20 protein-coding genes are annotated in these 26,390 nt (G+C 55.4%); 1 reads left to right on the top strand and 19 read right to left on the bottom strand.

Features of this window, described 5'->3' with window-relative positions; translation table 11 throughout:
- Positions 1 to 18: 18 nt before the first annotated feature.
- The 18 genes from cpsG to CPA59_RS06645 form a co-directional block, all read right to left on the bottom strand.
- On the bottom strand, positions 19 to 1,392 hold the full coding sequence (gene cpsG / locus CPA59_RS06730; protein WP_038660632.1) for a phosphomannomutase CpsG: 1,374 nt from the start codon (positions 1,390 to 1,392) through the stop codon (positions 19 to 21).
- A 13-nt stretch (positions 1,393 to 1,405) separates the two neighbouring features.
- A complete protein-coding gene (locus CPA59_RS06725) occupies positions 1,406 to 2,833 on the bottom strand; it encodes a mannose-1-phosphate guanylyltransferase/mannose-6-phosphate isomerase (protein ID WP_107758919.1) in 1,428 nt (475 codons plus the stop codon).
- A 192-nt stretch (positions 2,834 to 3,025) separates the two neighbouring features.
- Entirely contained in the window at positions 3,026 to 3,862 is an 837-nt protein-coding gene (locus CPA59_RS06720) for a glycosyltransferase family 2 protein (protein ID WP_038660640.1), read from the bottom strand.
- Between the two features lie 97 nt (positions 3,863 to 3,959).
- Positions 3,960 to 5,231, bottom strand: a complete 1,272-nt coding sequence (locus tag CPA59_RS06715; RefSeq protein WP_038918366.1) for an oligosaccharide flippase family protein — start codon at positions 5,229 to 5,231, stop codon at positions 3,960 to 3,962.
- A complete protein-coding gene (locus CPA59_RS06710; protein WP_107758918.1) occupies positions 5,228 to 6,148 on the bottom strand; it encodes a glycosyltransferase family 2 protein in 921 nt (306 codons plus the stop codon). Before CPA59_RS06710 ends, CPA59_RS06715 begins: the two co-directional genes overlap by 4 nt.
- A gap of 173 nt (positions 6,149 to 6,321) precedes the next feature.
- A complete protein-coding gene (rfbD, locus tag CPA59_RS06705) occupies positions 6,322 to 7,179 on the bottom strand; it encodes a dTDP-4-dehydrorhamnose reductase (RefSeq protein ID WP_038918363.1) in 858 nt (285 codons plus the stop codon).
- Positions 7,176 to 7,712: a dTDP-4-dehydrorhamnose 3,5-epimerase gene (rfbC, locus tag CPA59_RS06700; protein ID WP_049854839.1), complete on the bottom strand. Its 537-nt coding sequence runs from the start codon at positions 7,710 to 7,712 to the stop codon at positions 7,176 to 7,178. The genes rfbD and rfbC overlap by 4 nt, the downstream gene beginning before the upstream one ends.
- A gap of 1 nt (position 7,713) precedes the next feature.
- A complete protein-coding gene (rfbA, locus tag CPA59_RS06695) occupies positions 7,714 to 8,583 on the bottom strand; it encodes a glucose-1-phosphate thymidylyltransferase RfbA (protein ID WP_038918361.1) in 870 nt (289 codons plus the stop codon).
- 25 nt (positions 8,584 to 8,608) lie between these two features.
- Complete coding sequence (gene rffG / locus CPA59_RS06690) at positions 8,609 to 9,673, bottom strand: dTDP-glucose 4,6-dehydratase (RefSeq protein ID WP_038660659.1); 1,065 nt, start codon at positions 9,671 to 9,673, stop codon at positions 8,609 to 8,611.
- Positions 9,674 to 9,697: 24 nt separating this feature from the next.
- Positions 9,698 to 11,104 (bottom strand): undecaprenyl-phosphate glucose phosphotransferase, encoded by a 1,407-nt coding sequence (wcaJ, locus tag CPA59_RS06685; RefSeq protein ID WP_038660661.1) that lies wholly within the window; start codon positions 11,102 to 11,104, stop codon positions 9,698 to 9,700.
- A gap of 25 nt (positions 11,105 to 11,129) precedes the next feature.
- Entirely contained in the window at positions 11,130 to 12,047 is a 918-nt protein-coding gene (locus CPA59_RS06680; RefSeq protein WP_038660664.1) for a glycosyltransferase family 2 protein, read from the bottom strand.
- Positions 12,048 to 12,135: 88 nt separating this feature from the next.
- A complete protein-coding gene (locus CPA59_RS06675; protein ID WP_049854841.1) occupies positions 12,136 to 13,161 on the bottom strand; it encodes a glycosyltransferase family 1 protein in 1,026 nt (341 codons plus the stop codon).
- Between the two features lie 112 nt (positions 13,162 to 13,273).
- Positions 13,274 to 14,485 carry a glycosyltransferase family 4 protein gene (locus CPA59_RS06670; RefSeq protein WP_107758917.1) on the bottom strand — a complete coding sequence of 404 codons (1,212 nt, stop codon included), beginning with the start codon at positions 14,483 to 14,485 and terminating at the stop codon, positions 13,274 to 13,276.
- Between the two features lie 272 nt (positions 14,486 to 14,757).
- The gene (locus CPA59_RS06665; RefSeq protein ID WP_038918358.1) at positions 14,758 to 15,921 is read right to left on the bottom strand and encodes a glycosyltransferase; all 1,164 of its coding nucleotides are present in this window, start codon (positions 15,919 to 15,921) and stop codon (positions 14,758 to 14,760) included.
- Positions 15,922 to 16,218: 297 nt separating this feature from the next.
- Positions 16,219 to 17,370, bottom strand: coding sequence for a glycosyltransferase family 4 protein (locus tag CPA59_RS06660; RefSeq protein ID WP_038918357.1), 1,152 nt, complete (start codon positions 17,368 to 17,370; stop codon positions 16,219 to 16,221).
- 303 nt (positions 17,371 to 17,673) lie between these two features.
- Positions 17,674 to 19,845: a tyrosine-protein kinase Wzc gene (wzc, locus tag CPA59_RS06655; protein WP_038918356.1), complete on the bottom strand. Its 2,172-nt coding sequence runs from the start codon at positions 19,843 to 19,845 to the stop codon at positions 17,674 to 17,676.
- Between the two features lie 16 nt (positions 19,846 to 19,861).
- Entirely contained in the window at positions 19,862 to 20,296 is a 435-nt protein-coding gene (locus CPA59_RS06650; protein ID WP_038660679.1) for a protein-tyrosine-phosphatase, read from the bottom strand.
- A 19-nt stretch (positions 20,297 to 20,315) separates the two neighbouring features.
- Positions 20,316 to 21,452, bottom strand: coding sequence for a polysaccharide export protein (locus tag CPA59_RS06645; RefSeq protein WP_038660683.1), 1,137 nt, complete (start codon positions 21,450 to 21,452; stop codon positions 20,316 to 20,318).
- A 1,400-nt stretch (positions 21,453 to 22,852) separates the two neighbouring features.
- Here CPA59_RS06645 and CPA59_RS06640 point away from each other — a divergent pair.
- Positions 22,853 to 24,442 carry a TerC family protein gene (locus CPA59_RS06640; RefSeq protein ID WP_038918353.1) on the top strand — a complete coding sequence of 530 codons (1,590 nt, stop codon included), beginning with the start codon at positions 22,853 to 22,855 and terminating at the stop codon, positions 24,440 to 24,442.
- Between the two features lie 124 nt (positions 24,443 to 24,566).
- Here CPA59_RS06640 and asmA read toward each other — a convergent pair whose 3' ends face one another.
- Positions 24,567 to 26,381 carry an outer membrane assembly protein AsmA gene (gene asmA, locus CPA59_RS06635; protein WP_038918352.1) on the bottom strand — a complete coding sequence of 605 codons (1,815 nt, stop codon included), beginning with the start codon at positions 26,379 to 26,381 and terminating at the stop codon, positions 24,567 to 24,569.
- Between the last annotated feature and the right edge of the window lie 9 nt (positions 26,382 to 26,390).

The following is a 26,390-nucleotide window of genomic DNA, read 5'->3' as shown; positions in this document are numbered from 1 at the left end:
AGGGTGCCAGAGATCGCCTCAACACTGACGCAACAGCGCCAGAATCGTACGGGTTTTTTCCTCCATCAGTCGGGGATTCTGCCGCGACTCCACATTGAGCCGAACCACCGGTTCGGTGTTGGAACGGCGCAGATTAAAACGCCAGTCGGTAAACGTCAGGCTGATGCCGTCGGTTTCATCCACCGCCAGCGCCTGCGGTTCCCAGGCGGCGCGCACGCGGGCAATCGCCGCGGCCGGGTCGGTCAGCAAGGAGTTGATCTCGCCGGAAGCGGGATACGCCAGCATCCGCTCGCTGACCAGCTGCGACAATGAGCGCCCACGCACCCCGATCAATTCCGCCACCAGCAGCCACGGGATCATGCCGGAATCGCAGTAGGCGAACGACCGAAAGTAGTGATGCGCGCTCATTTCACCGCCGTAAATGGCGTCCTCCTTGCGCATCCGTTCTTTGATAAACGCATGACCGGTTTTCGACATCACCGGATTACCGCCTTTGCCGGTAACGATATCCACCGTGTTCCAGGTCAGACGCGGGTCATGAATGATGGTGGAGCCCGGCGCCTTGTTCAGGAAGGATTCCGCCAGCAGCCCGACGATGTAGTAACCCTCGATAAAACGCCCCTGATGATCAAACAGGAAGCAGCGGTCAAAATCGCCGTCGAACGCCACGCCGAAATCCGCCTGATGTTCAACCACCGCGCGGGCGGTATCCGCCCGGCATTCCGGCAACAGCGGATTGGGAATGCCGTTAGGGAACGTGCCGTCCGGCTGATGGTGGACCTTGATAAAGGACACCGACGCGCCATGACGGCACAGCTCCGCTTCCAGCGCATCCACGACGTGACCGGCGGCGCCGTTGCCGCTGTTGATGACGATTTTTATCGGCGTCAGATTGCGCGGGTTGATATACGACATCAGGTGCTCGATGTACGGTTTCAACGCCGCCAGAGGCTCATAGCGCCCGCGGCGCTGCGGGTCGGCGGGCGCAAAGCGGTTTTCCTCCGCCAGACGCTGGATATCTTTCAGTCCGCTATCACCGCTGATGGGTTGAGAACCGGCGCGCACCAGCTTCATCCCATTGTAATTGATGGGGTTGTGGCTGGCGGTGACCTCTATCCCGCCGTCCATCCCGAAATGGAAGGTGGCGAAGTAGACTTCCTCTGTGCCGGACAGGCCGATGTCATACACATCCACCCCGGCGTCGCGCAGGCCATCGGCCAGCGCTCGCTTCAATGATTCGCTGGTCAGCCGAACATCGCCGCCCACCACCACACGCGTGGGTTGAATCACCTCGGCGTAGGCGCGTCCGATCCGGTAGGCGATGTCTTCATCCAGTTCGGTTCCCAGTTCACCGCGAATATCATAGGCTTTAAAACAGGTTAATGCGGGCATTGTCCTTCTCCCTTCATACCCGACCATAGCGGTCATGCAAACGGACGATGTCGTCCTCTTCCAGGTAATGACCTGAGCGGACCTCAATCACCACGAGGTCGATCAGGCCCGGATTTTCCAGCGTGTGCACCGCGCCGGGCGGAATAAAGGTGGACTGGTTTTCCGCCAGAAAATAGGTCTTGTCATCCACCTGAACCCTGGCGGTCCCCGCCAGCACCACCCAATGTTCAGCGCGGTGAAAATGCTGTTGCAACGACAGCCCCTGACCGGGATGCACGACCAGTTTTTTCACCCGATAGTGTTCGCCGGCATCGATATTGCTGCTCTTGCCCCAGGGGCGGAACGACTCGGTATGATCGCGGAACTGGTGCCGGTTTTGCGCTTTCAGGCGTTCCACTACTTTCTTGACGTCCTGCGCCCGTTTTTTGGCGGCCACCAGCAATGCATCCCCGGTGTTGACGATGATGACGTCGTCGATGCCGATGGTCGCCACCAGCGACGAGGACGAAGAAACGTAGTTGTTGCGGCTATCCAGCGCAATCACATCCCCCACCGTCACGTTGCCCTGCTCGTCTTTTTCCGACACCTCCCACAGCGACGACCAGGAGCCGACATCGCTCCAGCCGGCGTCAAAAGCGATCACCACCGCATCGCGGGTTTTCTCCATCACCGCGTAGTCGATGGAATCGCCGGGGCAGTCGGTAAACGCGCGCGACTCCACGCGAATAAAGTCCATATCGCGCTGGCTGCGCGCCATCGCCACACGGGTCAGCTCGTAGATATCCGGCTGGTTCTGTTGCAGTTCATCCAGATATTTCGCCGCGCGGAACAGGAACATGCCGCTGTTCCAGCAATACGCGCCGGATTTCAGGTAACGCTCGGCCGTCGCCAAATCCGGTTTTTCCACGAATTCGTCTACCGCGAAGCCGCCACCGGACAACGCGCCGCCCGTCTTGATATAGCCATAACCGGTTTCGGGGCACTCCGGCACGATGCCGAAGGTCACCAGCTTATCGTCGTGGGCATAGGGCAACGCCTGGCGGATCGCCTGATGGAAGTTATCGGTTTTCCTGATCAGATGATCGGCAGCCAGCACCAGCAGCAGGCTGTCCGGATCGGTCTTGACGCTCAGATGGGCCGCCAGCGCAATCGCCGGCGCGGTATTACGCCCAACCGGCTCCAGAATGATGTTGCCCCCCAGTTGCTGTTGCTCGCGCAACTGTTCCGCGACCAGAAAACGGTGCTCCTCATTGCAGATCACCAGCGGTCGTTGCTGCGCCAGAAACGACAATCCCTGCAACCGCGCCAGGGTATTCTGCAACAGGCTGCGGTTGCTCTCGTCGCCTAATGGCAGAAACTGCTTGGGAAACAGCTCACGCGACAACGGCCATAGTCGGCTGCCGCTACCGCCAGCCATAATGACAGGAATAACGTTAGACATATCGCACCTTGATAAACTTGATAAATATGTGGCGGCTATTGACGCGATAAACGTAATTGACGTGAATTACGTTATTAACGTGATCGCCATTCAATAGCCGAAAATAAATTCAGTCCGTCGTCTCAGGCTTTAACATTGCCGGATACGTATTAACCCAATAGCAATGGGCTTATCAGAAAGCGTGCAGAAAAATTAATTACAGCGAGGATGTTTGCCGCGAAAAAAAGCCTGTGTGGCAACCATAACGGTTTTAAATCGTAATCGAACAAACTGTTTTAACAGCCGCCAGCCAAGATGGTAATACAAGTGAAACTGGGGATAGCGGCGGGCTGAAATAGCCAGGTCGATCAGGTTCTCTGCAATTCTGAATTCGCTTTCCTTTTTTTCCGAACGGGAAAGCCCATGTTCCAGATAACAGCTGCTTCTCAGCACAAATTTTTCACCGGACGCGCTCAGGCGATGTATGCGGCGAAACACGCTGACATCCACGCCGTACAGCGCGTAGTTTTCATCAAACAGCGACAGGCCACGCCGTTCGAAAACATCCCATAACCGGCGGTGGATAATCAGCCCGGAGCCGATGGAAAAGGCCGTCGCCGGGTCCAGATCCTGATAACTCAGGACAATTTCCCCTTTGGATACCGGGTAATAGGTTTTGTAATTAATGCTGGAAATAATCCGCGGGCATTCAATATCCGCCTGGGTGTGCTCCACCGCAAACCAGAATGATTCATTAATGGTGGTGTCATCATCCAGAATAACCCATCGTTCCACCTGCAGGTTATTGGCGATAAACCGATTGTATACCTGGCTCAATGGCTGGTTTTCCAGACAATTAACCAATTCCACCTGTTCATAAATCGTTTTCAGCCGAAGAAAAAAGCTGTCTTCTTCGGAAATACGAAAAGGACCATTATTATGAATAGTCAATTTTATAGATTTAAACGGATGCTGAATCAGCGTCTGCAAGGTTGTAGACGACTCCAGTCCCTTATTGTACAACACCACCAGAATTGCATTTTTAATCATGACTCTCTCTCCTGGCAAAACAGGATTGCAATGACGACTCCATTCAGATGCACGATATTTCCGTGTTGCATCATGAAATGCTGGCGCGGCGGTTATTTTATTGGGGCATCCCTAACATCCGGTTACCCAGAATGTTCTTTTTCATTACCATAAAAAAGAACACCACCGTGATGATGAACTCGGTCGCGCCCACCGCAATCGCGACCCCATATACGCCCCACCATTGGGCAAAGAAAAACAGATAGGAAAAATGGCACAACAGACCGATGAAATAGACCCGCTTCAGGTAGATGCTGAGCCCGGCCGGAATAATGATCAGGTTAACCAGAATAATCGACAACGAGATCACAAACTGGGTAACGATCATGATGGTCAGCAAATGCCCGATATCGTATTCCTTGCCGAAGACCCAGTGGATAATCGGCGTCCCCACCAGCAGATTCCCCAGAAAAGCGCTGGCGGTGAGCAAAGAAAACATCATCATGACCTTCATCAGCCGGGCCCGAATAGCCGGGTACTCCAGGCGGTTGTAAAGGCTGCAGATATGGCTGAAATTGCCTTGCACGATCGGGTTATACAACTGGCGCAACACCGATGCCAGCCGATCCGCCACCGCGTAGTGACCCAACGTGGCGTCGCCGAACATAAATTTGATCACCACCGGATTCAGATAAGTAAAACCCAGCGTGAACAATGACGCGGAAAAGTTGTGAAAACTCTCCCGGATTTCGTCGGCCACCGTATGCCGGTTTACGCCGCTGAGCTGCCAGCTCACCGATTCGCGGCGTTTCAACTGACACTGAATCACCAGCCCGACCAGCACCGGCGGAAACAGCTGAATCACCGACGCCAGATAAATATCCGCTGGCGAGCTGACCAGCAGAAAGATCAGGCCCAGCGCCAGCGCACGGAACACCAGGTTCAGGATAGCCAGATGCGAGTTCTTCCCCAATCCCTGAAACAGCCAGGCGGCGGACAGCAGCGAACTCAGCGAGGACGCCAGCCCGATGAAGAACAGGATGCCGTCTATCTCCGACTGAGCCGTCAACAGGTCGACTACCGTCCCCGCCGCCATCACTATCAGGAACAGCAATGTTTTGGCGCATTGCACATTCGAGTACAGGGCATTGATGGCCGCCATATCGCCAGCATGCGCGCTGACTTTTCTGGCGGCCGAGAAGTTAAAACCAAAATCGACAATAAACAACGCGATAAAGCTGATGGACTGGGCGTAACTGAGCTTGCCAAAGAACTCCGCGCCCAGCACTCTGGCGAGATAAGGAAAGGTCGCCAACGGCAGCAGCATATTGGAAATCTGGATGATATAGAGATAGATAACCTCGCGCTTTATTGTCTTTTTGTCACTCATACCATCCACCAGATTGCACAGCTCAGCAGTTTCCGCTCGCCGTTACGGGCGCGCCGCATCAACGACAGCTTACTCAGCACCCCCGCTTCTCCGCGAATCACCCGCAGAAAATCGCTGCTGTCGGACTGATGCCGCTGGCAAAAACTTTTCAGGGCGGTCAACATCATGCGGCTGTGCTTGTGACCCGTGGGATAGCCCCTGAGACACAGCAGGCTGTCCGGCAGCAGGCGTTTTCGCAGGATACCGGGCACGCCGACGGTATTATTGCCGTGCTGGCGATACTTGATCAGCGGCCTATCCACATACGCGATCTTCCCGCTGTGAGCGGCGATCATCGCAATCCACCAGTCATGCATGCGAATGTCGTCCGGCATCGGTTCCATCAGCTGTTTCAATGAGCGATTGAACAACATGGCGCAGCCAGGAATATGGTTGCTGACCACAAAGTCTTCCGGCTGGCTGGCCGCCGAGGACTTGATCGACGCGCGATAGAAGGAGGGATAGATCGGCCCCAGCACCGCATCCACGATCTCCAGATCGGAAAACGCCAGCACCGGCGTCTCCCCTTCCTGTTCGTGCGCTTTAACTTCGTTCAGCAACCGCTCCAGCTTTTCCGGAACCCAATAATCATCCTGATCGCACAAAGCGATATAGCGGTCTTCACAGCAGGCAATGGCGCGGCGGAAGTTTTTCATCGCGCCCAGCCCGCCTTTGCCGGGATAAAGGCGGACTTTACCCTGCTGATAGAGTTCATGGCTCCGGATTACCTCCAGCGTGTTATCACGGGAACCGTCGTCGCACACATGGATGATAAAGTCCTGATGCGTCTGATGCTGGATGGAATCCAACTGCTGTCTGACATAACGGCCACCGTTATAGGTAGCCAACGCGATACTGATCCGATCGTGACCTGTCATCTCTGTCAACCGAAGATAAGGAAATACGAGAACGATGTGCGGTATACCCGCCCTCTCCCGAGCTGCAGGCGCACTGACCGTACAAATCCGCATCAGGGATTCGCCCGGTTATCGCCTGCAACTCGAAAGGAAGAGGGCATCACGCCCCACGGGTTTACCGCGCCTGAACATCATCAGACCAATTTGGGGATGATAACGCCCAACGCCTCCCGCCAGGCGGACGGCTGAATACCCAGCCGGGCGATTTTGCCGCAATCCAGCGTGGAATAAGCCGGCCGCGCTGCCGGCGTTGGGTACTGCTCAGTGGTAATGGCGTTGACCACCGGCGTGCGGGTCAGCAGTTGCTGCTCGCCGGCGATGGCGAAGATGGCGCCGGCAAAATCATGCCAGGACACCTCTTCATCGCCGCAGAAGTGATACAGACCGGCGTCGGCCTGCTGTTGCAACAGGCTGATGATGGCGTCGGCAATATCGCCGGCATAGGTCGGGCAGCCGCGTTGATCGGCCACCACGCCGAGGGTATCCCGCTCCCGCCCCAGCCGCAGCATGGTTTTGACAAAGTTGTTGCCGTACTCGCTGAAAACCCAGGCGGTACGCACAATCTGCGCCGCCGGATTCACCTTCAGCACCGCCCGCTCGCCATCCAGCTTGGTCTGACCGTACACGCCCAGCGGGTGGGTGGCGTCGGTTTCGCTATACGGCCGGGTCGCCGTACCATCGAACACATAATCGGTGGAGACATGGATAAAGCGCGCGCCCAGGTGACGGGCGGCGCGAGCCAGATATTCCGGCCCGGCGACATTGATACGCGCCGCCAGCTCGGGTTCCGACTCCGCCTTGTCCACCGCGGTATAGGCCGCGGCATTGACAATGGCGTCCGGCTGCCACGATTTCACCGTAGCCTGCACCTGCGCCTCGTCGGTGATATCCAGCGAGTCCGTGTCCGTCGCCAGCACCGACCACCCGTCCGGCAGCCGATCCTGAAAGCAGCGCCCTAACTGACCGTTAGCACCGGTTAACAAGACTTTCATGCCCATAACTCCTTAAAGGATTTGCCCTTTTTATCCTTTTCCGACAACAGGGGGGAGGCTATCGGCCAGTCGATAGCGATATCCGCATCGTTCCATAGCAGGCAGCCTTCGTGAGCCGGGTTATAGTAATCGGTGCATTTGTATTCGAAATCCGCCAGTTCGGACAGCACCAAAAAACCGTGCGCCAGACCGGGCGGGATCCAGAACTGAGTCTTGTTTTCTTCCGACAACACGACGCCTTCCCAACGGCCGTAGGTCGGGGAATCCGGGCGAATATCCACGACGACGTCGAACACCTCGCCGCGCACCACGCGCACCAGTTTCCCCTGCGGATTGGCAGTCTGAAAATGTAACCCGCGCAACACGCCTTTGGCCGAGCGGGAATGGTTGTCCTGTACAAAGTCCAGGTCGATATCCAGCATTTCCTGATAACGGTTTTTCTCAAACGTTTCCAGAAAAAAGCCTCTGGCATCACCGAAGACCTTGGGCTGAATGATTTTGACGCCCTGAATGGCGGTATCATGAACTTGCATATCACATCCCTGTAAGTAGCTGGGCCAGATACTGACCGTAGTGGGTTTTACCAAGGTACCGGGCTTCATCCGCCACCTGTTCGCGGGTCAGCCAGCCTTTGCGGAACGCGATCTCCTCCAGACAGGCGACCTTGAAGCCCTGACGCTTCTCGATAGTGCTGATGAACTGGGAAGCCTCCAGCAGGCTGTCATGAGTGCCGGTGTCCAGCCAGGCAAAGCCGCGCCCCAGCACTTCGACATTCAGGTTGCCCTGTTGCAGATACATTTCATTGAGCGTGGTGATTTCCAGTTCGCCGCGCGCCGAGGGTTTAACCTGCTTGGCCATTTCCACCACGTGGCGGTCATAGAAATAGAGCCCGGTCACCGCCCAGTTGGATTTCGGTGTGCTGGGTTTTTCTTCCAGCGAAATCGCCTGATTGTTGTCGTCAAATTCCACCACGCCAAAGCGCTCGGGGTCCATCACCTGATAACCGAAAACGGTGGCGCCTTCGGTGCGGGCGGCCACGTTTTCCAGCTTCTTGCCGAAGCTCTGACCGAAGAAGATGTTGTCGCCCAGCACCAGCGCGCACTGATCGCCGCTGATAAAGGTTTCGCCGATCAGAAACGCCTGCGCCAGACCGTCCGGCGAAGGTTGCTCGGCGTAACAGAGATTCACGCCGAACCGGCTGCCGTTGCCCAGCAACCGACGATAGGCGGGCAGATCATCCGGGGTCGAAATAATCAGAATGTCCCGGATACCGGCCAGCATCAGTACCGAAATCGGGTAATAGATCATCGGTTTGTCGTAAATGGGCAACAGCTGCTTCGATACCCCGCGGGTAATCGGATAGAGTCGCGTTCCTGAACCGCCTGCCAGTACAATGCCTTTCATTGAACTTTCCTTAACTAGAATACGATTAAAGGGTTAAACCTAAGCGTTCACCGGTATAGGAGCCATCCTTAACGCTGCGCCACCAGGCCTCGTTCGCCAGATACCATTCCACCGTTTTACGGATGCCGGACTCGAAGGTTTCCTGCGGTTTCCAGCCCAGTTCACGGTAGATTTTCGACGCGTCGATCGCATAACGCAGATCGTGCCCCGGCCGATCGGTCACATGGGTGATCAGCTCGTCGTAGTGGCGGATGCCTGCCGGCTTCTCCGGCCGCAGTTCATCCAGCAGGGCGCAGATGGTTTTCACCACCTCAATGTTTTTCCGTTCGTTATGACCGCCAATGTTGTAGGTCTCCCCAACCTCGCCGGTGGTCACGACGGTGTAGAGCGCCCGGGCATGATCTTCGACGTATAGCCAGTCACGGATCTGGTTGCCCTTGCCGTAAACCGGCAGCGGTTTTCCTTCCAGCGCGTTGAGAATCATCAGCGGAATCAGTTTTTCCGGGAAATGATACGGGCCGTAGTTGTTGGAGCAGTTGGTCACCAGCGTCGGCAGACCGTAAGTCCGCAGCCAGGCGCGCACCAGATGATCGCTGGCGGCTTTGGAGGCGGAGTACGGGCTGCTCGGCGCGTAAGGCGTGGTTTCCGTAAACAGATCATCGGTGCCGTGCAGGTCGCCGTACACTTCATCCGTGGAGATGTGATGGAAGCGGAAAGCCGCCCTGCTCGCCTCCGGCAGCGCCGACCAGTAATGCCGCGTCGCCTCCAGCAGGGTGTAAGTCCCGGTGATATTGGTTTCAATGAAAGCGGAGGGGCCGTCGATGGAACGATCGACATGGCTTTCCGCCGCCAGATGCATGACCGCATCCGGCTGAAAGGTCGCAAACACCCGATCCAGCCCAGCCCGGTCGCAGATGTTGACTTTTTCAAACAAAAAACGGGGATCGGATGCCACTTCTTTCAACGACGCCAGATTACCGGCATAAGTCAGGCAATCCACCACCATTACCCGGTCCTGAGTGTGCTGAATGATATGACGCACCACGGCTGAACCAATGAACCCAGCCCCACCCGTTACAAGAATATTCATGAATAGTGACCTTTCAGAAATGTGTTAATACGCGGATTTACTCACAAATCCTTTGAAGATTGTCAAAAATATAATCTTGATATCCAGCCAGACGCTCCAGTTTTCGATATAGAAAAGATCGCATTCCACCCGCTTTTCCATCTTCTCCAGAGTATCGGTTTCACCGCGCCAACCGTTAATTTGCGCCCAGCCGGTGATACCTGGCTTCATTTTGTGCCGCAGCATGTACCCCTTGATCAGCTTACGATACTGTTCGTTGTGCGCCACCGCGTGCGGACGCGGCCCGACGATCGACATTTCGCCGCGAATGACATTGATGAACTGCGGCAGTTCGTCCAGCGACGTGCGGCGCAGAAAAGCGCCCACCGGCGTCACACGCTTGTCGCCTTTGCTGGCCTGGATCACGGTATCGCCGTTCTCCATCACCGTCATACTGCGGAATTTCCACACTTCTATCGCCTTGCCATCCATGCCGTAACGTCTCTGCCGGAAAATCACCGGCCCCTTGGAGGTCAATTTGACCAGCAACGCAATACCCAATAACAGCGGGGAAATAAGCACAGTAATAATCGACGCGGCCACAATGTCTTCCAGACGTTTGAGCAAACGGTTCACGCCGCTCATCGGCGAATCATACAGCGACACCACCGGAATACCGTTGATGATGTCGCTGCGCGACTGCAGCACGTTGAACGCCAGAATGTCGGGCACCAGCATCACGGTACAGGTGGTATCCGTCAGTTCCGACATCAGGTGGTTGATCAATTCCGCTTCCTGCAGCGAGAACGAGACGTAAATCTTGTCCAGATCCCCTTTGCGGGCCAGCCGAATCAGTTCCTCCACATTCCCCAGACAACGCACGCCATTGCGCTCATAGCTGTACTGGAACTGGCTGTTTTCGGAAAAATAGCCAATGATGTTCAACCCCATCCAGGGCGCCTGCTTGATGCTCTCCGCCAGATAAGGCCCGGAGGGTTGCGCGCCGATAAACGCCACATTGACCTTGTTGTAACCCATTTTTCGCAGATATTGCACCACTACCCGAATCAGGGTGCGTGATATCACAAATCCCGCCACGGTAAATAAAAACCAGACCGCATGAAAATGATAACCGATATATTGATTCGGCACCAAAGATAAAATACCGGCACCGAAGGTGACGCTGACACCCCAATTAATAATCAGGGTACGGATTTCGGTATAAATACCGACACCACGCCACGAACGATAAAAATTGGTAAAACCCGCCAGCAACTGGAAGACGGAGAAACTGATTAAGGCGATCAAATACGACGCCGTCGATATCTCTTTTTTTGTCACCAGGCATGCCAGCAGCACGCTGATAAAGATTACAGTCATATCAGAAAAACGCTGTAATACTGAAACCAGCGAGGGAATAGCATAAATTACACTCTCTTTTTTCCTGACCATAGTCGTTCACCTGTACGAGTAGAAGTTATTGCCAGAATCTTTTATGCATACTCAGTTTCCTGATTAAGCCATGAGGTATTTTCCGATAATGTTGCCCTAATTTATATCCTGCGATTTTCAGGGCATTGTGCACGCATGCACGAGGGATCCACAGATAGTTATTTTCTTTCATGAGATAACGGAGCTCGGAAAAAATAAACCGCTTTCCTTCGCCGCCGGCGCCGCCAAATTCCTCCCTAATCCATTTTTCGTCGCAGTGAAATACACCGATATCAAAATAACGCTTGAACTCCTCCACCGGCGTATAGTTGTGTGAATGTTTGACCGCCGCATCCGCCACATACGCCACCCGGTATCCGGCCAGTACCGCCTGAGCCGCCAGATACATATCCTCGCTGAGAATAGTGTTGGACGGAAATCCGCCCAGTTCATGAAAGGTTTTCGCCCGATAAGCCGCAAACGAGTTGGAGGTAAACACCGTCTTGATGCCATAGTGCGACTTGTCCATCAGCCCCAGTACATGACTGCTGGTGCTGTAATTGAAACGGCGCGCATGGCAGGCCAGCGGATTGGCGTCGTCGTGCGGCAACTGGCGGCCGTAAGCCACCGCCACCTGCTCGTCCTCAAACGCCGCCAGCAGTTCACAAATAAAATGGTGCTGGGGAATGGCGTCCTGGGTCAGGAACACCACCACGTCGCCGTCGCTCATTGCCACACCGAGATTGCGCGTGCCGCCGTGGTTAAATTCGGCGGACGTAATGGTGTGACACCGAAAACCGTAGCGAGCGGCCACGTCGCGCGAGTTGTCGCGTGACGACGAATCAATCACCAGCACCTGCTGCGGCGGCAGTTGTTCGGCGGTCAGGCAGGCATGCAGCGACGCCGCGCATTGCTCCCAGATTTCACCGCCGTTATAAACCGGAACCACAAAATTGACTTTCATATTCGATTCTCTTGCACACCTGAAAAGTGAAAAAACAGTCGTCAAAGTGAAAAAACGGTCGTCGATTTCGCTACACAGCGCGTCGGCTTCAGTGCCCCAATACGCGTAACGTTTCAGATGCGCACTGCTTCCATGTCAGCGACCGGGCGAACGCCGCGCCCTTTTCCTGCATGCCAGCCGGGCCATGACCGGTCACCAATTGGTGAATGCCCTCGGCGATGGACTCCACCGACAGCGGGTCGACCAGAATCGCCCGTTGTTCGCACAGTTCCTTCATTGACGTGGTGTTACTGGTCAGCACCGGCAGCCCGTAGCACATCGCTTCCAGCGGCGGCAGCCCAAACCCTTCGTACATCGAGGGGTAGCAGAAGCCGCGCGCATGCTGGTACAGGCTCACCAACGCGTCATCGCTGACATGGCCGGTAAAAATGACCGCCTCGCTATCAACCAGCGCTTCGGCGCCGTCATCCCCGAACACCCGCGATACGCCTTTCTTACCCACAATCACCAGCCGGATGTCGGAACCGCTTTCCTGTCTGAAACGCAGAAATGCCTTGATTAATCTGGGAATATTCTTCCGCGGCTCCAGCGAACCCACCGACAGCAGGTAGTCCCCGTCCACCACCGGCGCGCTTTTTTCCGTCGCACTCCCGTCGGCATCCGGCTGCAGCACGTCCACGCCGTTGTAAATCACCGAGACCTTGCTCTCCGGCACGCGCAAATGGTGCATGATGCGTTCCTTGGAAAATTCGGAAATGGTGATGATGTGTTCCACCTTTTTCGCCAGCCGTGGCTGCATGAATTGATACCAGGCGACAAATTTTTTATTCAGCCATTCCGGATGATCAAAAGGCACGGTGTCGTGAATAGTGACGATTTGTTTTTTAATCAGCAGCGGCCCCGTATTACAGGGAGACCACAATATTTCCCGCGAAGCAATTTTTCGCGGCAGAGAAAATTGCTCCCACAAATGTCCCTTCATGCCATAAATGATATTATCAGGCTGTATTGATGCCACCCTGACACCGACAGTGGAAATATAATCAATAATCTTTTTGGTATAGCGTTGCACGCCGGTAGTATGTCCCAGCAGATTACGTGTATTCACATACATGAATGACATCCCCTTCCGGTTACACCGAATGGTGTAACCGTTTAAATAAAAGACAGTGATTGTTTCCGGATTCCTTTATTCCAAAAATAAGCCAATCATAAAGCCGTATTCCTTATTTTTTTATTCCGTTTGATTCCGCGGGCAATAAATCGCGCCGTCGGCTTTCGGGTATAAGCATTTTCACATAGACCTTTTCAAATTCCCCGGCGATGGCGTCAGGTGTAAATGCATGTAATGTTTCGGGACCAAGTGGTTTGATATGTTTATTTATGACCTCTTCAAGCGAGCACTCTTCCATAAAATAGATATTCGGCAGCAGGGACGATAATTCGCTCACCGCTCCCACTCGATTAGTCAGCACCACTTTTCCATAAAAGATGCTTTCCACCACTACCCGACCGAACGGCTCATGCCATTTCACCGGCAGCACCACCACATCCACCTGCTGCATGAAGTCTTCCAGGCTGACAAACCCCAGCAGCGTTACGCCGCTGTCCCGGGCTTCCTGCACCAGCGGGTTATCCGGCGTGATGCGCCCCGCGGCATAAAAGGCATACTCCGGACGATCGCGGTAATGCCGGGCCAGTACGCAGAAATCATCAAATCCCTTTTCCACCGCCAGCTTGCCGATAAAGCCGATGCGCCTGAACGTCTTACCGGCCTCCCCCGTCGTCGCTGGCTCTGGCGTCTGACCGGCTTCTAGCACGATGTCATAAATAAACGCGTGGTATACCTGGGGGAAAAACCCCGCATTGCGATGCAACTCGAAAATAAACCGGCTGATGCCGACATAACCGTCCACCAGACGGCTGCACCGCCGTTTCAACCAGGACATCAGACGAATGCCCACAGACGCCGGATCCTGATTCTTTCCTCCGCGAAACAGGGTCACATTGTGATGAAACAGGTAGTAATCCCGGCTGGTATGCAAGATTTTCACCCCGCAGGCTTTCGCCGCCGACCAAACCGATACCGAAAATCCGGCGATATTGTTGGTATGCACCAGATCCGGCGAGAAGTCCTGGATCACCTCCATCGCGGCGCGGCGCATATCAACGTTGTAGTAATCTTTCAGGTGCCAGCGTACTTTCTGGAAGAAAGATTTTTTTTCGCCATCAAACGGCCAGTAACAGTTGGCCAGCGGCACATAGCACACGGCAACACCGTTAATAACCGTTTCACGACGCTGGTTTTCCGGCGTCAGGCACAGTACCAGCACCTGATGCTGTCGTCGCACCAGCGCTTCCGCCATCAACTGCACGGACACCTCGGCCCCACCCACTTTGTACGGGTGGTACAGGGTGTTGATAATCAGAATTCGCATATAGAGTTGTCCCCGGCAAATACGGGGTGCCTTATTCAGGCACCAGACGGCGTGGCCGTCCTATTCCGCATCAAGAAAATAGTCTTATAAGTCATAACCATAGCCGTACTAACCCAGAGCATGTAAAGCAATGTGTTAAGGACAACATCCTTGATGTGGCGACACCGTTATTGCCAGTGCGGCTTTATGCGTTTCCTTTTTTCGGTAACCCGTCGACAAGGACAACATCGCGCCTTAATCGACGGGTCTGCGTCAATCACTCCCACTTCGCCTCACGCGCCGAACCTATCGTTGAGTACGTTGTGGTAGGCCTGCTCGTACTCCTGCGCGATCCGGTCGGGAGTAAAATGCGCCAGTATTTCAGGGCAAAGCGGTTCGGCGAGCCGCTTCACCACCTCATCCACCGAGATCTCTTCCATGAAATAGATGTTCGGCAACAACGCGGCCAGTTCGGCGACGCCTCCCATTCGGTTGGTCAGCACCACTTTTCCATGGAAGATGCTTTCCACCACCACCCGCCCGAACGGTTCATGCCATTTCACCGGCAGCACCACCACATCCACCTGCCGCATAAAATCTTCCAGGCTGATAAACCCCAGCAGCGTCACGCCGCTGTCTCTGGCTTCCTGGATCAGCGGGTTATCCTGCGTGATGCGCCCCGCAGCATAAAAGGCATAGTCGGATCGATTACGGTAGTGCCGGGCCAGCGTGCAAAAATCATCGAATCCCTTCTCCGCCGAAAACTTGCCGATAAAACCGATCCGCCTGACATCCTCTTTAACCAGGCAGCTATCCCCGACGCACTCCACCGCCGGCACCGTGTTGTAAATAAATGAATGGCGCGCATTAGGAAAAAAACCCGCTTTGCGATGCAGTTCGAAAATAAACCGGCTGATGCCGACATAACCGTCCACCAGACGACTGCACCGCTTTTTCAGCCAGCACAGCAGACGAATGCGGATGGATTCCGGGTCCTGATTCTGGCCTCGATGAAACAGGGCCGCATTATGGTGAAACAGGTAGTAATCCCGGCTGGTATGCAAAATTTTCACCCCGCAGGCTTTCGCCGCCGACCAGACCGACACGGAAAATCCGGCGATATTGTTGGTATGCACCAGATCCGGCGCGAAGGTCCGGATAACCTCCATCGCGGCGCGACGCATATCAACGTTGTAGTAATCTTTCAGGTGCCAGCGTACTTTCTGGAAGAAAGATTTTTTTTCGCCATCAAACGGCCAGTAGCAGTTGGCCAGCGGCACATAACACACGGCAACGCCGTTAATAACCTCGTTACTGCACTGTTTTTCCGGCGTCAGGCACAGTACCAGCACCTGATGCTGTCGCCGCGCCAGCGCTTCCGCCATCAACTGCACGGACACTTCAGCTCCACCCACTTTGTACGGGTGGTACAACGTGTTGATAATCAGAATTCGCATACATTGTTGTCCCCGGCAGATTGTTGTCCCAGGCAGAGAGGGTTGCCTCCCCGGTAGATACGGGATGCATCAGCCAGGCACAGATGGCATGACTGCCCGTCTCCGCACCCAAAATCGTGTTATAGCCGTATTAACCCAGAGCGTATAAGCAATGCGTTAAGGACAACGTCCCTGATGGCAACCCTGTCGCGTCCTGCGCCACGTTATGCGTATTCCTCTTTCCTCCTCCGTCGGCAGGGACAAGATGGCGTCTTGTCCACCGGTTCTTCCTCACTTCATCAATCAACACGTTTCGTATCAGGCGCCGAGCACATTGTTGTAGGCCTGCTCGTACTCCTGCGCGACCCGGTCAGGGGTAAAATGCGCCAGCATCTCGGGGCAAAGCGGCTCGGCGTGCCTTTCCACTTCCTCATCCACCGAGGTCTCTTCCATGAAATAGATGTTCGGTAATAAAGAGGCCAGCTCGCCGACGCCTCCCATTCGGTTGGTCAGCACCACTTTTCCATGGAAGATGCTTTCCACCACCACCCGGCCGAACGGTTCATGCCATTTCACCGGCAGCACCACCACATCCACCCGCCGCATGAAGTCCTCCAGACTGACAAACCCCAGCAGAATCACCCCGCTCTGGCGCGCTTCTTCTACCAGCGGGTTATCCTGCGTGATGCGCCCCGCGGCATAAAAGACATAGCCGGAGCGGTTGCGGTAGTGTCGGGCCAGCGCGCAGAAGTCATCGAACCCCTTCTCTGGCGAAAACTTGCCGATAAAACCGATCCGCCTGACATCGTCTTCGCTCGGTTCGTTCTCTCCGGCGTCGTCCACCGCCGGCACCGTGTTGTAAATAAACGCATGGTGCGCGTTGGGGAAAAACCCGGCCTCCCGGTGCATCTCGCAGATAAACTGGCTGATGCCGACATAACCGTCCACCAGACGACTGAACCGTTTTTTCACCGCCGACATCAGGCGAATGCCCGCCGCATCGGGATCCTGATTCTGACCGGCGGAAAACAGGGTCGCGTTGTGGTGAAACAGGTAGTAATCCCGGCTGGTATGCAGAATTTTCACCCCGCAGGCTTTCGCCGCCGACCAGACCGACACGGAGAACCCGGCAATGTTATTGGTGTGAACGATATCGGGCGAAAACGCCTGAATTTCCTGCATCACCGCCACGCGCATGTCACGGTTGTAGTAGTCCTTCAGGTGCCAGCGTATTTTCTGACCGGAAGAGTGCTTCTGACCATCAAACGGCCAGTAGCTGTTCGCCAGCGGTAGATAACACACCGACACGCCGTTAATTACCTGCTCGCTGCGATGCGGATCAGGCGTCAGGCACAGTACCTGTACCTGGTGTCCGCGTTGCACCAGCGTTTCGGCCAGAAGCTGGACCGAGACTTCAGCCCCACCCACTTTATAAGGGTGATATAAGGTATTGATAATCATGATCTTCATATTATCTATCCTTGTTTTTAATTCTTTATGTTCAGGGACCCATTTCCGCTTCTGCGAAATGGACCGGCACGCCCTCCCCGAGGGCAGAGATGCGGCTGGCGTGCACTCCGGCATAACACCAGCTATCTCTACAGCTATTTCCACTGCCTTTATCGCGACTTCCCTTACCCGTTATCGCGTGTCAGTCACCATCATTGACCCGCTGTTTTTCACATCCATCCTTGTCAATCCGGCCTTGCAAACATCCTGTTTCTTCTATTCATCCTGTTTCTTCTACTCATCAGCTTCTATTCATCAGCGGAGCTAGTTTTTATCCGCGCCGTAAGAATACTGATATGAGTCATATCCATAGCTGTAGTAACTCAGCGCCCGGCGGATCACCGCATTCAGGATCACCCCTTTGATCGACGCGCCGTTCTGCTCGAAGCGTCGGATACTGATCTCCACTTCTTTCGGCGTGTTCATCTCAAACCGCGCCACCAGCAGCGATGTCCCAGCCTGTCGGCTGATAATCGCCGCGTCGGTCACCGCCAGAATCGGCGGCGTATCCAGCAGCACGATATCGAACTGACGGACGGCCCAGTCGACAAACGCGGTAAAGTTGCTGTGCATCAGCAGCTCCGACGGATTGGGCGGGATCTGGCCGCGCGGGATAAAAAACAGGTTGTCCACCGCGGTCGGTCGCAGCGCCTGCTGCGCATCGACCTGCCCGGACAGGATGTCCGACAGCCCTTTCTCAGGCGTCGCCCCCATCAGGTGGTGGGCGTAACCTTTACGCATATCGCAGTCGACGATCAGCACCCGCTGCCCGGCCTGGGCGATCACCGCGCCCAGGTTGGCGCTGACGAAGGACTTGCCGATCCCCGGACTGGCGCCGGAGATCATCAGGACATTGTTTTTCGCTTCCATCATCGCGAAATGCAGGCTGGTGCGCAGGCTGCGGATAGCTTCGATCGCCAGGTCGGCCGGGTTGCCCACCGCCAGCAGGGAGTCGGAGCGGGTATTGCGCTTGCGGTTCTTGCTGGCGAACTCCCTGTCTTTCTTCTGTTGCCATTCCGACAAGGGCACGCTGGCGTACACATTAATACCCAGTTCTTCCAGCTGTTCCGGGCTTTCGATACCCCGGTGCAACAGGGTTTTCAGCAACACGAACCCGACGGAGGCCACCCCACCCAACATCGCAGCCAGCAGAATCACCAACGTCTTTTTCGGTTTCACCGGTTTCAGCTGGACCACCGCCGGGTCGATGATGCGCACATTGCCGACGGTACTGGCCTTGTTGATGCTCAGTTCCTGCTGCTTATTCATCAACTGGACATACACTTCCTGCCCGACATTCACATCCCGCGTCAGCCGTACAATCTCCTGCTGGGTTTTCGGCATGCTGCTGACGCGCCGATTCAGGTTGTCGCGCTCCTTTTCCAGCGTGACGCGCTTTTCCATCAACGCCCGGTAGGCGGGATGCTCGCGGGTATACAGCTTGGAGATTTCCGCCTCACGAAAGGTCAGCTGGTTAAGCTGAGATTCGACATCCACTATCGTGTCCAGCACCGATTTAGCTTCCAGCGACAGATCCACCGAATCTTTTTGCTGACGGTACTTATTCAGTTTGTCTTCCGCCGTCTCCAGCGACGCGCGTACCAGCGGCAACTGCTCTTTCAGGAACACCAGGCTTCTGGCCGCCTCTTCCGACTTACGGTCCACATTCTGTTGCAGGTAGTTGTCGCTGATGCTGGCCAGCGTTTTTCTTACCAGCGTCGGGTCGCTGCCTTCCAGCGTCAGTTGCAGTACGCCGGTATCCTTGCCTTTATCCGCCACCGCCAGTTCGCTCAGAATGTCGTTGATCGCGGTCAGCATGTTCTTTTTCCTGACCGAAAACACCGTTCCCGGCGCGGCGTTGGTGTCGCTGATCAGCAGATTGAAACCGCCGTGAGACTCCAGTTGCCCGATATGACCGATAAACTCGGCGTCCTTACCGGCGGTAAAACGATATTTCCCTCCGTCCTGGATGGTCACGGTCATTTTTTCATCCAGCCAGATGTCCGGCACCGACAGGCGTGAGACGGCGATCCGGGCGGGCTCTTCATCCTTCAGCCGGGCGATACCTTTGCCCACCAGCGGGAAATACTTCTGCTCCACCTCGGTATCCAGTTCCAGATCCTGTACGGTCTTTCCTACCACCATGCGGGAGCGGAGCAGTTCGACTTCAGGCGCGGACTGCGGCTTGGTATCCGGCAAGACCTTGGAAATATCGTTCATTAGCGAATCGCTGACGTTCTGTTCCACCTGCACCATCGCATCCGCCTGATACACCGGCGTCGCCAGCAGCGCATACAGGATGCCCAGCATGGTAAAGATGGTGGTGATGCTGATAATCAGCCAGCGGTGATCCAGCACGGTTCCCAGTAAACGCCCCAGGTCAATTTCATCCGCCTTGTCCGCTTCAGATGTTTTCACGGCAATTCTCTCTGACATCGTAATCCCTGACTGGTTAACGGCTCAGCGCCTGCGCCCACTTGCGGGCAGATTGTTCAAGTTGGGTATACACAAACTCAAAGGCTTCCCGGCTTTTGCGGTACGGGTCGGTAATCTCCTGCTGGTTAAGCCAGTGCCCGAACAGCAGCGTTTTCCCGCGTACTTCCGGTGAGAAACGGCACACGGCATCAATGTGCGCCTTTTCCATCACCAGAATCAGGTCGTAATGCCGGCACAGCGATCCGGTCAACTGGCGCGCGACATGCCCATCCAGCGACAGACCGTGTTCGGCGGCCACCAGGCTGGCCGTTTCATCGGCAGGTTTTCCGTCCATCGCCCGCCAGCCGGCGGATGTCACCTTTTTCCCCGGCAATGCCTGCTGTAACAGGCGCTCGCCGGTCGGTGAGCGACAGATATTGCCCTCGCAAATCACAAGAATACTGTTGAACATCGACACGTCCCCCCTACGGCTACGGCCAGGTACGAACGCGCAGACTGCCTTCGCTCAAGTCGTTAAACCCGCTGATGGTCGGCACCAGTTGCGAAATCAGGCGGTTCCAGCGCGCGACCGGCGCCGAGGTGACATACACCACGTCATACGGTTGCAGCGGAAATTCGGAGCCCATCACCAACGCGGTCGCGTCTTTGGTATTGAGCTGATAAATGTTGGCCAGCTTCGGCCCTTGCGTACCTCGCAGCGGTCGGATAACAAACACGCCGGTGGCGTCGGCCACCATCTGGTTCATCCCTTCGGCGCTGCCCAACGCTTCGGTCAGCGTCATGCCGCTGCGGTCCATCTTGAGGGTGGACTGCTTGTTCACCTCCCCCATCACGAACACTTTCAGGTCATCGTTGCGCGGCACGAACAGGATGTCGCCGGGATACAGCAGGCGGTTCTGGGACAAATCGCCGTTCTGCATCAGCGCCTGCAGGGAAATGCGCTCGTCTTTACCGTTATGCGTCAGCACCAGATTGCGCCAGTCGGCAAACTCGCTTAGCCCGCCCGCGTTGTTGATCGCGTCCAGAATGGTCAACGGCACGTTGGAGATCGGTTGCTGACCCGAACGCACCACTTCCCCGGTCACATAGGCTTTTTGCGATCGGAACGCGGCAATGCTCACTTCCACCTGCGGCGATTCGATGTACTGCGCCAGACGGCGCATGATTTCCTCGCGCACCTCGGTCAAGGTTTTATCTACAACGCGCAACTTGCCGATGTAGGGGTAAAAAATGGTGCCGTCCGAGTGAACCCAGTTACCGGTGTCGGCGGCGGTGCGGTAGGTCCCCGCCGGCGTGGTCAGTTCCGGGTGATCCCAGACGGTAACCATCAAAACGTCGCCGATGCCAATACGGTATTCGTAGCGTTTCAGCTCCGCATCCAGCGACGGGTTGTTCTGAGCAATCGCCGGTCGCAGGCGCATTTTCTCTATCAGCAACGGGGTGACAGGATAAATATTGACCAGCTTATTGATGTTGAAATCATCATCCGGTTGTTCTACGACCTCTTTTCCACTGGTAGAAAGGTGCGTACCTGGTACCAGCGTACAGCCAGCCAGGAATGTCGCCGACAACATCAGCGGTATAACTTTCAGTGTTGGTTTTAACATCCTTTATGCCATCGCTTTTCAGTAAAGTGAGAAACAAAGAGCGGTACTACCCGATCGATAGCGCATTGGACGATCCGATTTCGCTCCGCAATGCGTTGATCCCTAATGATTTGCTTGAAAATGTTTTCACCCCGCCCAAAAATCCAAAGATTTATAACCAAAATCACCTTCACCATCGTTAAAATATTCAAACGGAAATAAGAAAGTGTTATTTCAGGTGAGAAGTCTCCGGCCGGAACGTGACTCAGGGTTTATCGCCCAAATGGAGACAAAGCCAGGCCGTCGCGAGCCATAGGCATGCGTTTTGGTTTGGAAAGGGGGAATAGCGTCAGCATGGGCCGGTTGATGGCGACCCGTTTCGTCAGGCTGCGCGGTTACATCGTCGTTGCTGTAGGCAAAATCGCTGCTGTGAGCAAAATCGTTGCTGCGGGCAAAAAAAGGCGACGCGGGCGAAGCGCCGGTCAGGGGGAATGCCGCTGGTTGTACCTGCGGTCTGAACGTCAGTGTCGGGTTTAACATCCTTTGCCATCGCCTTTCAGTCAAGTGAGTAACAGACAGCCCACACGTCAGGAATTCACGGTGGATCCGTTGACATCGTTGCCGTTTCGCTCATCGTCAAACAGGCGCTAAGGCCTGAATACCGGCGGCTGAACGGTTTCAACGTCCTGGAGGGCATGGTCTGAAACACAGCTCGCGGCTGTCGGGTGAATCGCATCAGGTACGCTACCGCCCTTGGCTCGTAGCTACCAACTCGCTGTCCCGTTTTCGTTTCAGACTCGCCCAGCTATTGCTGTGACTCGTCATAACTGACTCGTAAAAATGGCTTGCAAAAACATTAATGACACTAAAGTTTCGAATTAAATATTTTTAAAGATGTGTCAATATCGCCACACCGGAGAGTAGTAAAAAATATTTGCTTATAACAAGACAAATATCTTCCTGGTGTTTTTTTTCGGAAAAATACTAACAATCCATGCAGTTTTTCTTATGAGCAAAGATATTTTTATCATTAATAAACAGAAAGTTATGTATATCAGAGACATCTTAATAAATATTTCATTTTCATATAATAATTTTGTTAACGCATTAATGGGCTTATTAAATAGCCAGGAAAAGGGGTAATTTTCCGCTCGCCTCTCGGATTTGGCATATAATGCATCGCCTTAATGGAATGGGTTATTTTTTAACCTGATCGATGCTTTTTTGATTTCTCAAAACGTACTGCAATGCTTTCCATCTTGCTGAAAATCATGTGATCTCACTCACGCGAAAAAGGCGGGCGCCGACGCTTCGCAATTTGATATCAGTCAATCACGATCGGTCGCGTTATGGTTGAGCGACGCAACGCCTGATACGCTATGCAACTATCAACCTGATAAAGAAAAAGGTGAATTCAGCCTATGGAATGGATCGCTGATCCAACAATTTGGGCCGGTCTGGCCACGCTGGTGGTTTTGGAACTGGTATTGGGTATCGACAACCTGGTCTTTATCGCCATTCTGGCGGAGAAGTTACCGGAAAAGTCCCGGGATCGGGCGCGAGTTGTCGGGTTATTGCTGGCCTTGCTGATGCGGTTTGTACTGCTGTCGTCCATCTCCTGGCTGGTCTCGCTGACTCACCCGTTGTTTACAGTTTACGGACACCCGTTCAGCGCGCGTGATCTGATTATGCTGGTGGGCGGGCTGTTCCTGCTGTTCAAAGCCACCATGGAGCTGAATGAACGGCTGGAGGGCAAAGACCAGGCGCAGCAAACCCAACGCAAGGGCGCGCGTTTCTGGCCGGTAGTCGCGCAGATTGTGGTGCTGGACGCCGTGTTCTCGCTGGACTCGGTGATTACCGCGGTCGGTATGACCGAGCACCTGCCGGTCATGATGGCGGCGGTCACTATCGCCATCGGCCTGATGCTGCTGGCCAGCAAGCCTCTGACGCGTTTCGTCAACGCGCATCCCACCATTGTGATCCTGTGCCTGAGCTTCCTGCTGATGATCGGCTTCAGCCTGGTTGCGGACGCTTTCGGCTACCCGATTCCAAAAGGTTACCTCTACGCTGCCATTGGTTTCTCAGTCATGATCGAGATGCTCAACCAGTTGGCGCAGTTCAACCGTCGACGTTTTCTCTCTTCTTCGACCCCGTTACGCCAGCGTACGGCCGAAGCGGTATTGCGATTGCTGCGCGGTGAACATGAGGAAGCGGAGCTGGACAAACAGGCCGCCGACCGGGTGGCGGATAACACCGGCGGCATCGGCCAGCCGGTGTTCAACCAGCAGGAACAGCGCATGATCGAGCGCGTGCTCGGCATGTCGCAGCGTTCCGTCAGCAGCATCATGACCATCCGCCACGATATCGAACACGTGGACGTCAACATCGACCCGGCGGACTTCCACGAACTGATGGAAAAGAATCAGCACACCCGGCTGGTGATGTTCGACAGCCACGTTTCCAGCGAACCGCTGGGCGTGGTGCACGTGATCGATTTGCTGCGTCAACAGTTGCACGGGCAAGCGCTGAATCTGCGCGCGCTGATCCGCCAGCCGCTGGTGTTTCCGGAGCAATTGTCGCTGCTGTCCGCGCTGGAGCAGTTCCGTGAAGCGCACACTCACTTTGCCTTTGTGGCCGATGAATTCGGCTCCGTCGAAGGGATTGTGACCCTGAGCGATGTCATGGAAACCATCGCCGGCAATCTGCCGCTGGAAGGGGAAGAGCTGGACGCCCGCCATGATATTCAGGAAAACGAAGACGGCACCCTGACCGCCAACGGCTATCTGCCGGTCGAGGATTTACTGATGTATATCCCGCTGCAACTGAATGAAAAGCGCGAATACCACACGCTGGCCGGCTTGCTGATGGAGTATGCGCAGAAAATCCCGCAGGAGGGCGATGAGGTGCGAATCGACAACACCCTGTTCCGGGTACTGACCGTGGAAAGCCACCGCATCGTGAAGGTGCTGATTATTCCGGAACCCCATCCGCAGCCGGATTATGAGGTGTGATCGGGGTATCCCAGCACGCATGTACAACAAAGGCGGCCACAGGCCGCCTTTGCTTTTTCACTGCCTGTATTTTACTGAATGCCTTTTCACTGAAAGCACGCCATGCGCGCTACATGCATACCCGTCACATGTTCGGCGCCGGGGTTTTTGACGCCGGTTGATTTTTCTCAGCCCAGTCATTCAGACGTTTTTTCACCTCGTCCTGCAGCCGCTTGCGCAGCAACTGCTCGATCTGCAACTGGTAGTTCAGATTGCCGAATTCGCCGTACAGACGGAACGGGATGGGAGTATCCTGCAGCAGTTGCACCAGTTGGCTATCCCCTTTCCACCCCTGCGTTACGCGCACATCCAGATTGATGTCGCAACGCTGGGCGGGCAAGTCGAACTGACCGTCGCCGTTGACCGTCAATGCCTCAGACTGCCCGGACAGTGACTGCAACTCCAGCTTGCCGGCGTTGAGCGTCGCTTCGCCGTTCATCTGCCGAATATCGGTATAGCGGGCATAATCGTCCGGCGTCTGGATACCGCTGTTGCTGCGCGCCGCCGCCTGCTGGATCAACTGCTGGACGTTCAGCCCCGACAGCCGCAGTTGGTCGAACTGCACCGACGCCGTTCCCCGCCATTGTGAGAGCAGCGCCTGCCGCGACAGGTCGTCGCCGCTCAGCCGCCCTTGCAGACTGAGTTTGCCCTGCAAACCGTCAGGCAACCCGAACAGCGGCAGCAACGTCGACAGCTCCATTGATTTCAGGGTGGGTTGAATAGCGATAACCGGCGACGCCCCTACATCCATCGACCCCGGCAATGAGAAGCGCCCTTCTCCCACCTGGCCGCTGAAGTCGGTAACCCTGACTTTGCCGCGCTGATTGCTGCCCTTCAGGCTGAACTGGTTGACCGTCATGCCGTGGTAAACCAGCGTATTGGCGGTCACCGATACGTTGGCAATGGAGCTGCGCAGCCCCTGATAAGGCTCCGGCGGCTGATCGTGTGAAAACACCGGTTTGGCGATTACCGTTTTGTCGCCGCCGTCGCTGGACGAAGCGGCGTGCGTCAACCCCAGCAACGCGTCCAGATCCAGTTTTTCCGACTGCAGATCCAGCACGTACTCCGGCGTGACGCCGAAGGTGGTGGACAACGAACCGTTCAGCTGGCTGCTATTGGCGCTAAGGGCAAACTGGCTGATGGCCAGTTTCTCCGGCTGACGCTGATAACTGCCGCGAATCGTTCCTTTGCCGCTGATGCCCTCCGTCGGCAGCCCCGCGCCCTGCAACTGGTAACTGACGCTGCCGATATCGGCGCCGATCTGCTGCGGGTAGTTCTGCATATCCAGCATGGCGTTAAGCGAGAACGACAAATCACGCTGGTCACGGTTAAAACGGCTGGAGAGCGACACCCGCACCTGCCGGGCGCTGTCGCTCTCCATCGTCAGGTTGATGTCGCGAACATTCAGAACCGGTGCGTTTCCGCGCTGGAACACCAGCAGGCTGTCCGCCACTTCCACCCGGTTGATATCAAAACGCCACGGGGTTTCCGGCTCCGGCGACGACGTCCCGCCCGGCGCAATCGGCACCGGACCTGCCACCCGCGCTTCGCTGTCGGACGTCAGGCGAATCACCGCGCCTTTGAGCATCACCTGCTTCACTTCCAGTTGATGCGACAACAACGGCCAGAGTTTTACGTCCAGCCGCATATTCTCAGCGCTGATCACCGGTGCGGCCGCGCCCGGCGCGCTCACCGACAGGCTGCCGGACAAAATGCTCAGTTGCGGCCAGACATGCCAGCGCAAGTCACCATCCAGATTCAAGCGGTAGCCCGTACGCGCCTCAACCTGCCGCACCATATAGGCCCGGAAATCGTTCGGGTTAATCAACACCACCAGCGCCGTCATGCCTGCCGCCAGCACCACCAGCAGAATCACCAGCGTGGTAAACAGTCTTCTCATGCCATCCTC

It is taken from the genome of Dickeya sp. Secpp 1600 (assembly GCF_003049805.1).
In the GTDB taxonomy this organism is placed as follows: Bacteria; Pseudomonadota; Gammaproteobacteria; order Enterobacterales; family Enterobacteriaceae; genus Dickeya; species Dickeya fangzhongdai.
The sequence above is the reverse complement of the archived record's forward strand: the minus strand, read 5'-3'. Positions and strand labels throughout refer to the sequence as shown.

Coding starts and splice junctions, on each gene's coding strand:
- cpsG (WP_038660632.1), bottom strand. CDS start 1,392: ATGCCCGCATTAACCTGTTTTAAAGCCTATGATATTCGCGGTGAACTG.
- CPA59_RS06725 (WP_107758919.1), bottom strand. CDS start 2,833: ATGTCTAACGTTATTCCTGTCATTATGGCTGGCGGTAGCGGCAGCCGA.
- CPA59_RS06720 (WP_038660640.1), bottom strand. CDS start 3,862: ATGATTAAAAATGCAATTCTGGTGGTGTTGTACAATAAGGGACTGGAG.
- CPA59_RS06715 (WP_038918366.1), bottom strand. CDS start 5,231: ATGAGTGACAAAAAGACAATAAAGCGCGAGGTTATCTATCTCTATATC.
- CPA59_RS06710 (WP_107758918.1), bottom strand. CDS start 6,148: ATGACAGGTCACGATCGGATCAGTATCGCGTTGGCTACCTATAACGGT.
- rfbD (WP_038918363.1), bottom strand. CDS start 7,179: ATGAAAGTCTTGTTAACCGGTGCTAACGGTCAGTTAGGGCGCTGCTTT.
- rfbC (WP_049854839.1), bottom strand. CDS start 7,712: ATGCAAGTTCATGATACCGCCATTCAGGGCGTCAAAATCATTCAGCCC.
- rfbA (WP_038918361.1), bottom strand. CDS start 8,583: ATGAAAGGCATTGTACTGGCAGGCGGTTCAGGAACGCGACTCTATCCG.
- rffG (WP_038660659.1), bottom strand. CDS start 9,673: ATGAATATTCTTGTAACGGGTGGGGCTGGGTTCATTGGTTCAGCCGTG.
- wcaJ (WP_038660661.1), bottom strand. CDS start 11,104: ATGGTCAGGAAAAAAGAGAGTGTAATTTATGCTATTCCCTCGCTGGTT.
- CPA59_RS06680 (WP_038660664.1), bottom strand. CDS start 12,047: ATGAAAGTCAATTTTGTGGTTCCGGTTTATAACGGCGGTGAAATCTGG.
- CPA59_RS06675 (WP_049854841.1), bottom strand. CDS start 13,161: ATGTATGTGAATACACGTAATCTGCTGGGACATACTACCGGCGTGCAA.
- CPA59_RS06670 (WP_107758917.1), bottom strand. CDS start 14,485: ATGCGAATTCTGATTATCAACACCCTGTACCACCCGTACAAAGTGGGT.
- CPA59_RS06665 (WP_038918358.1), bottom strand. CDS start 15,921: ATGCGAATTCTGATTATCAACACGTTGTACCACCCGTACAAAGTGGGT.
- CPA59_RS06660 (WP_038918357.1), bottom strand. CDS start 17,370: ATGAAGATCATGATTATCAATACCTTATATCACCCTTATAAAGTGGGT.
- wzc (WP_038918356.1), bottom strand. CDS start 19,845: ATGTCAGAGAGAATTGCCGTGAAAACATCTGAAGCGGACAAGGCGGAT.
- CPA59_RS06650 (WP_038660679.1), bottom strand. CDS start 20,296: ATGTTCAACAGTATTCTTGTGATTTGCGAGGGCAATATCTGTCGCTCA.
- CPA59_RS06645 (WP_038660683.1), bottom strand. CDS start 21,452: ATGTTAAAACCAACACTGAAAGTTATACCGCTGATGTTGTCGGCGACA.
- CPA59_RS06640 (WP_038918353.1), top strand. CDS start 22,853: ATGGAATGGATCGCTGATCCAACAATTTGGGCCGGTCTGGCCACGCTG.
- asmA (WP_038918352.1), bottom strand. CDS start 26,381: ATGAGAAGACTGTTTACCACGCTGGTGATTCTGCTGGTGGTGCTGGCG.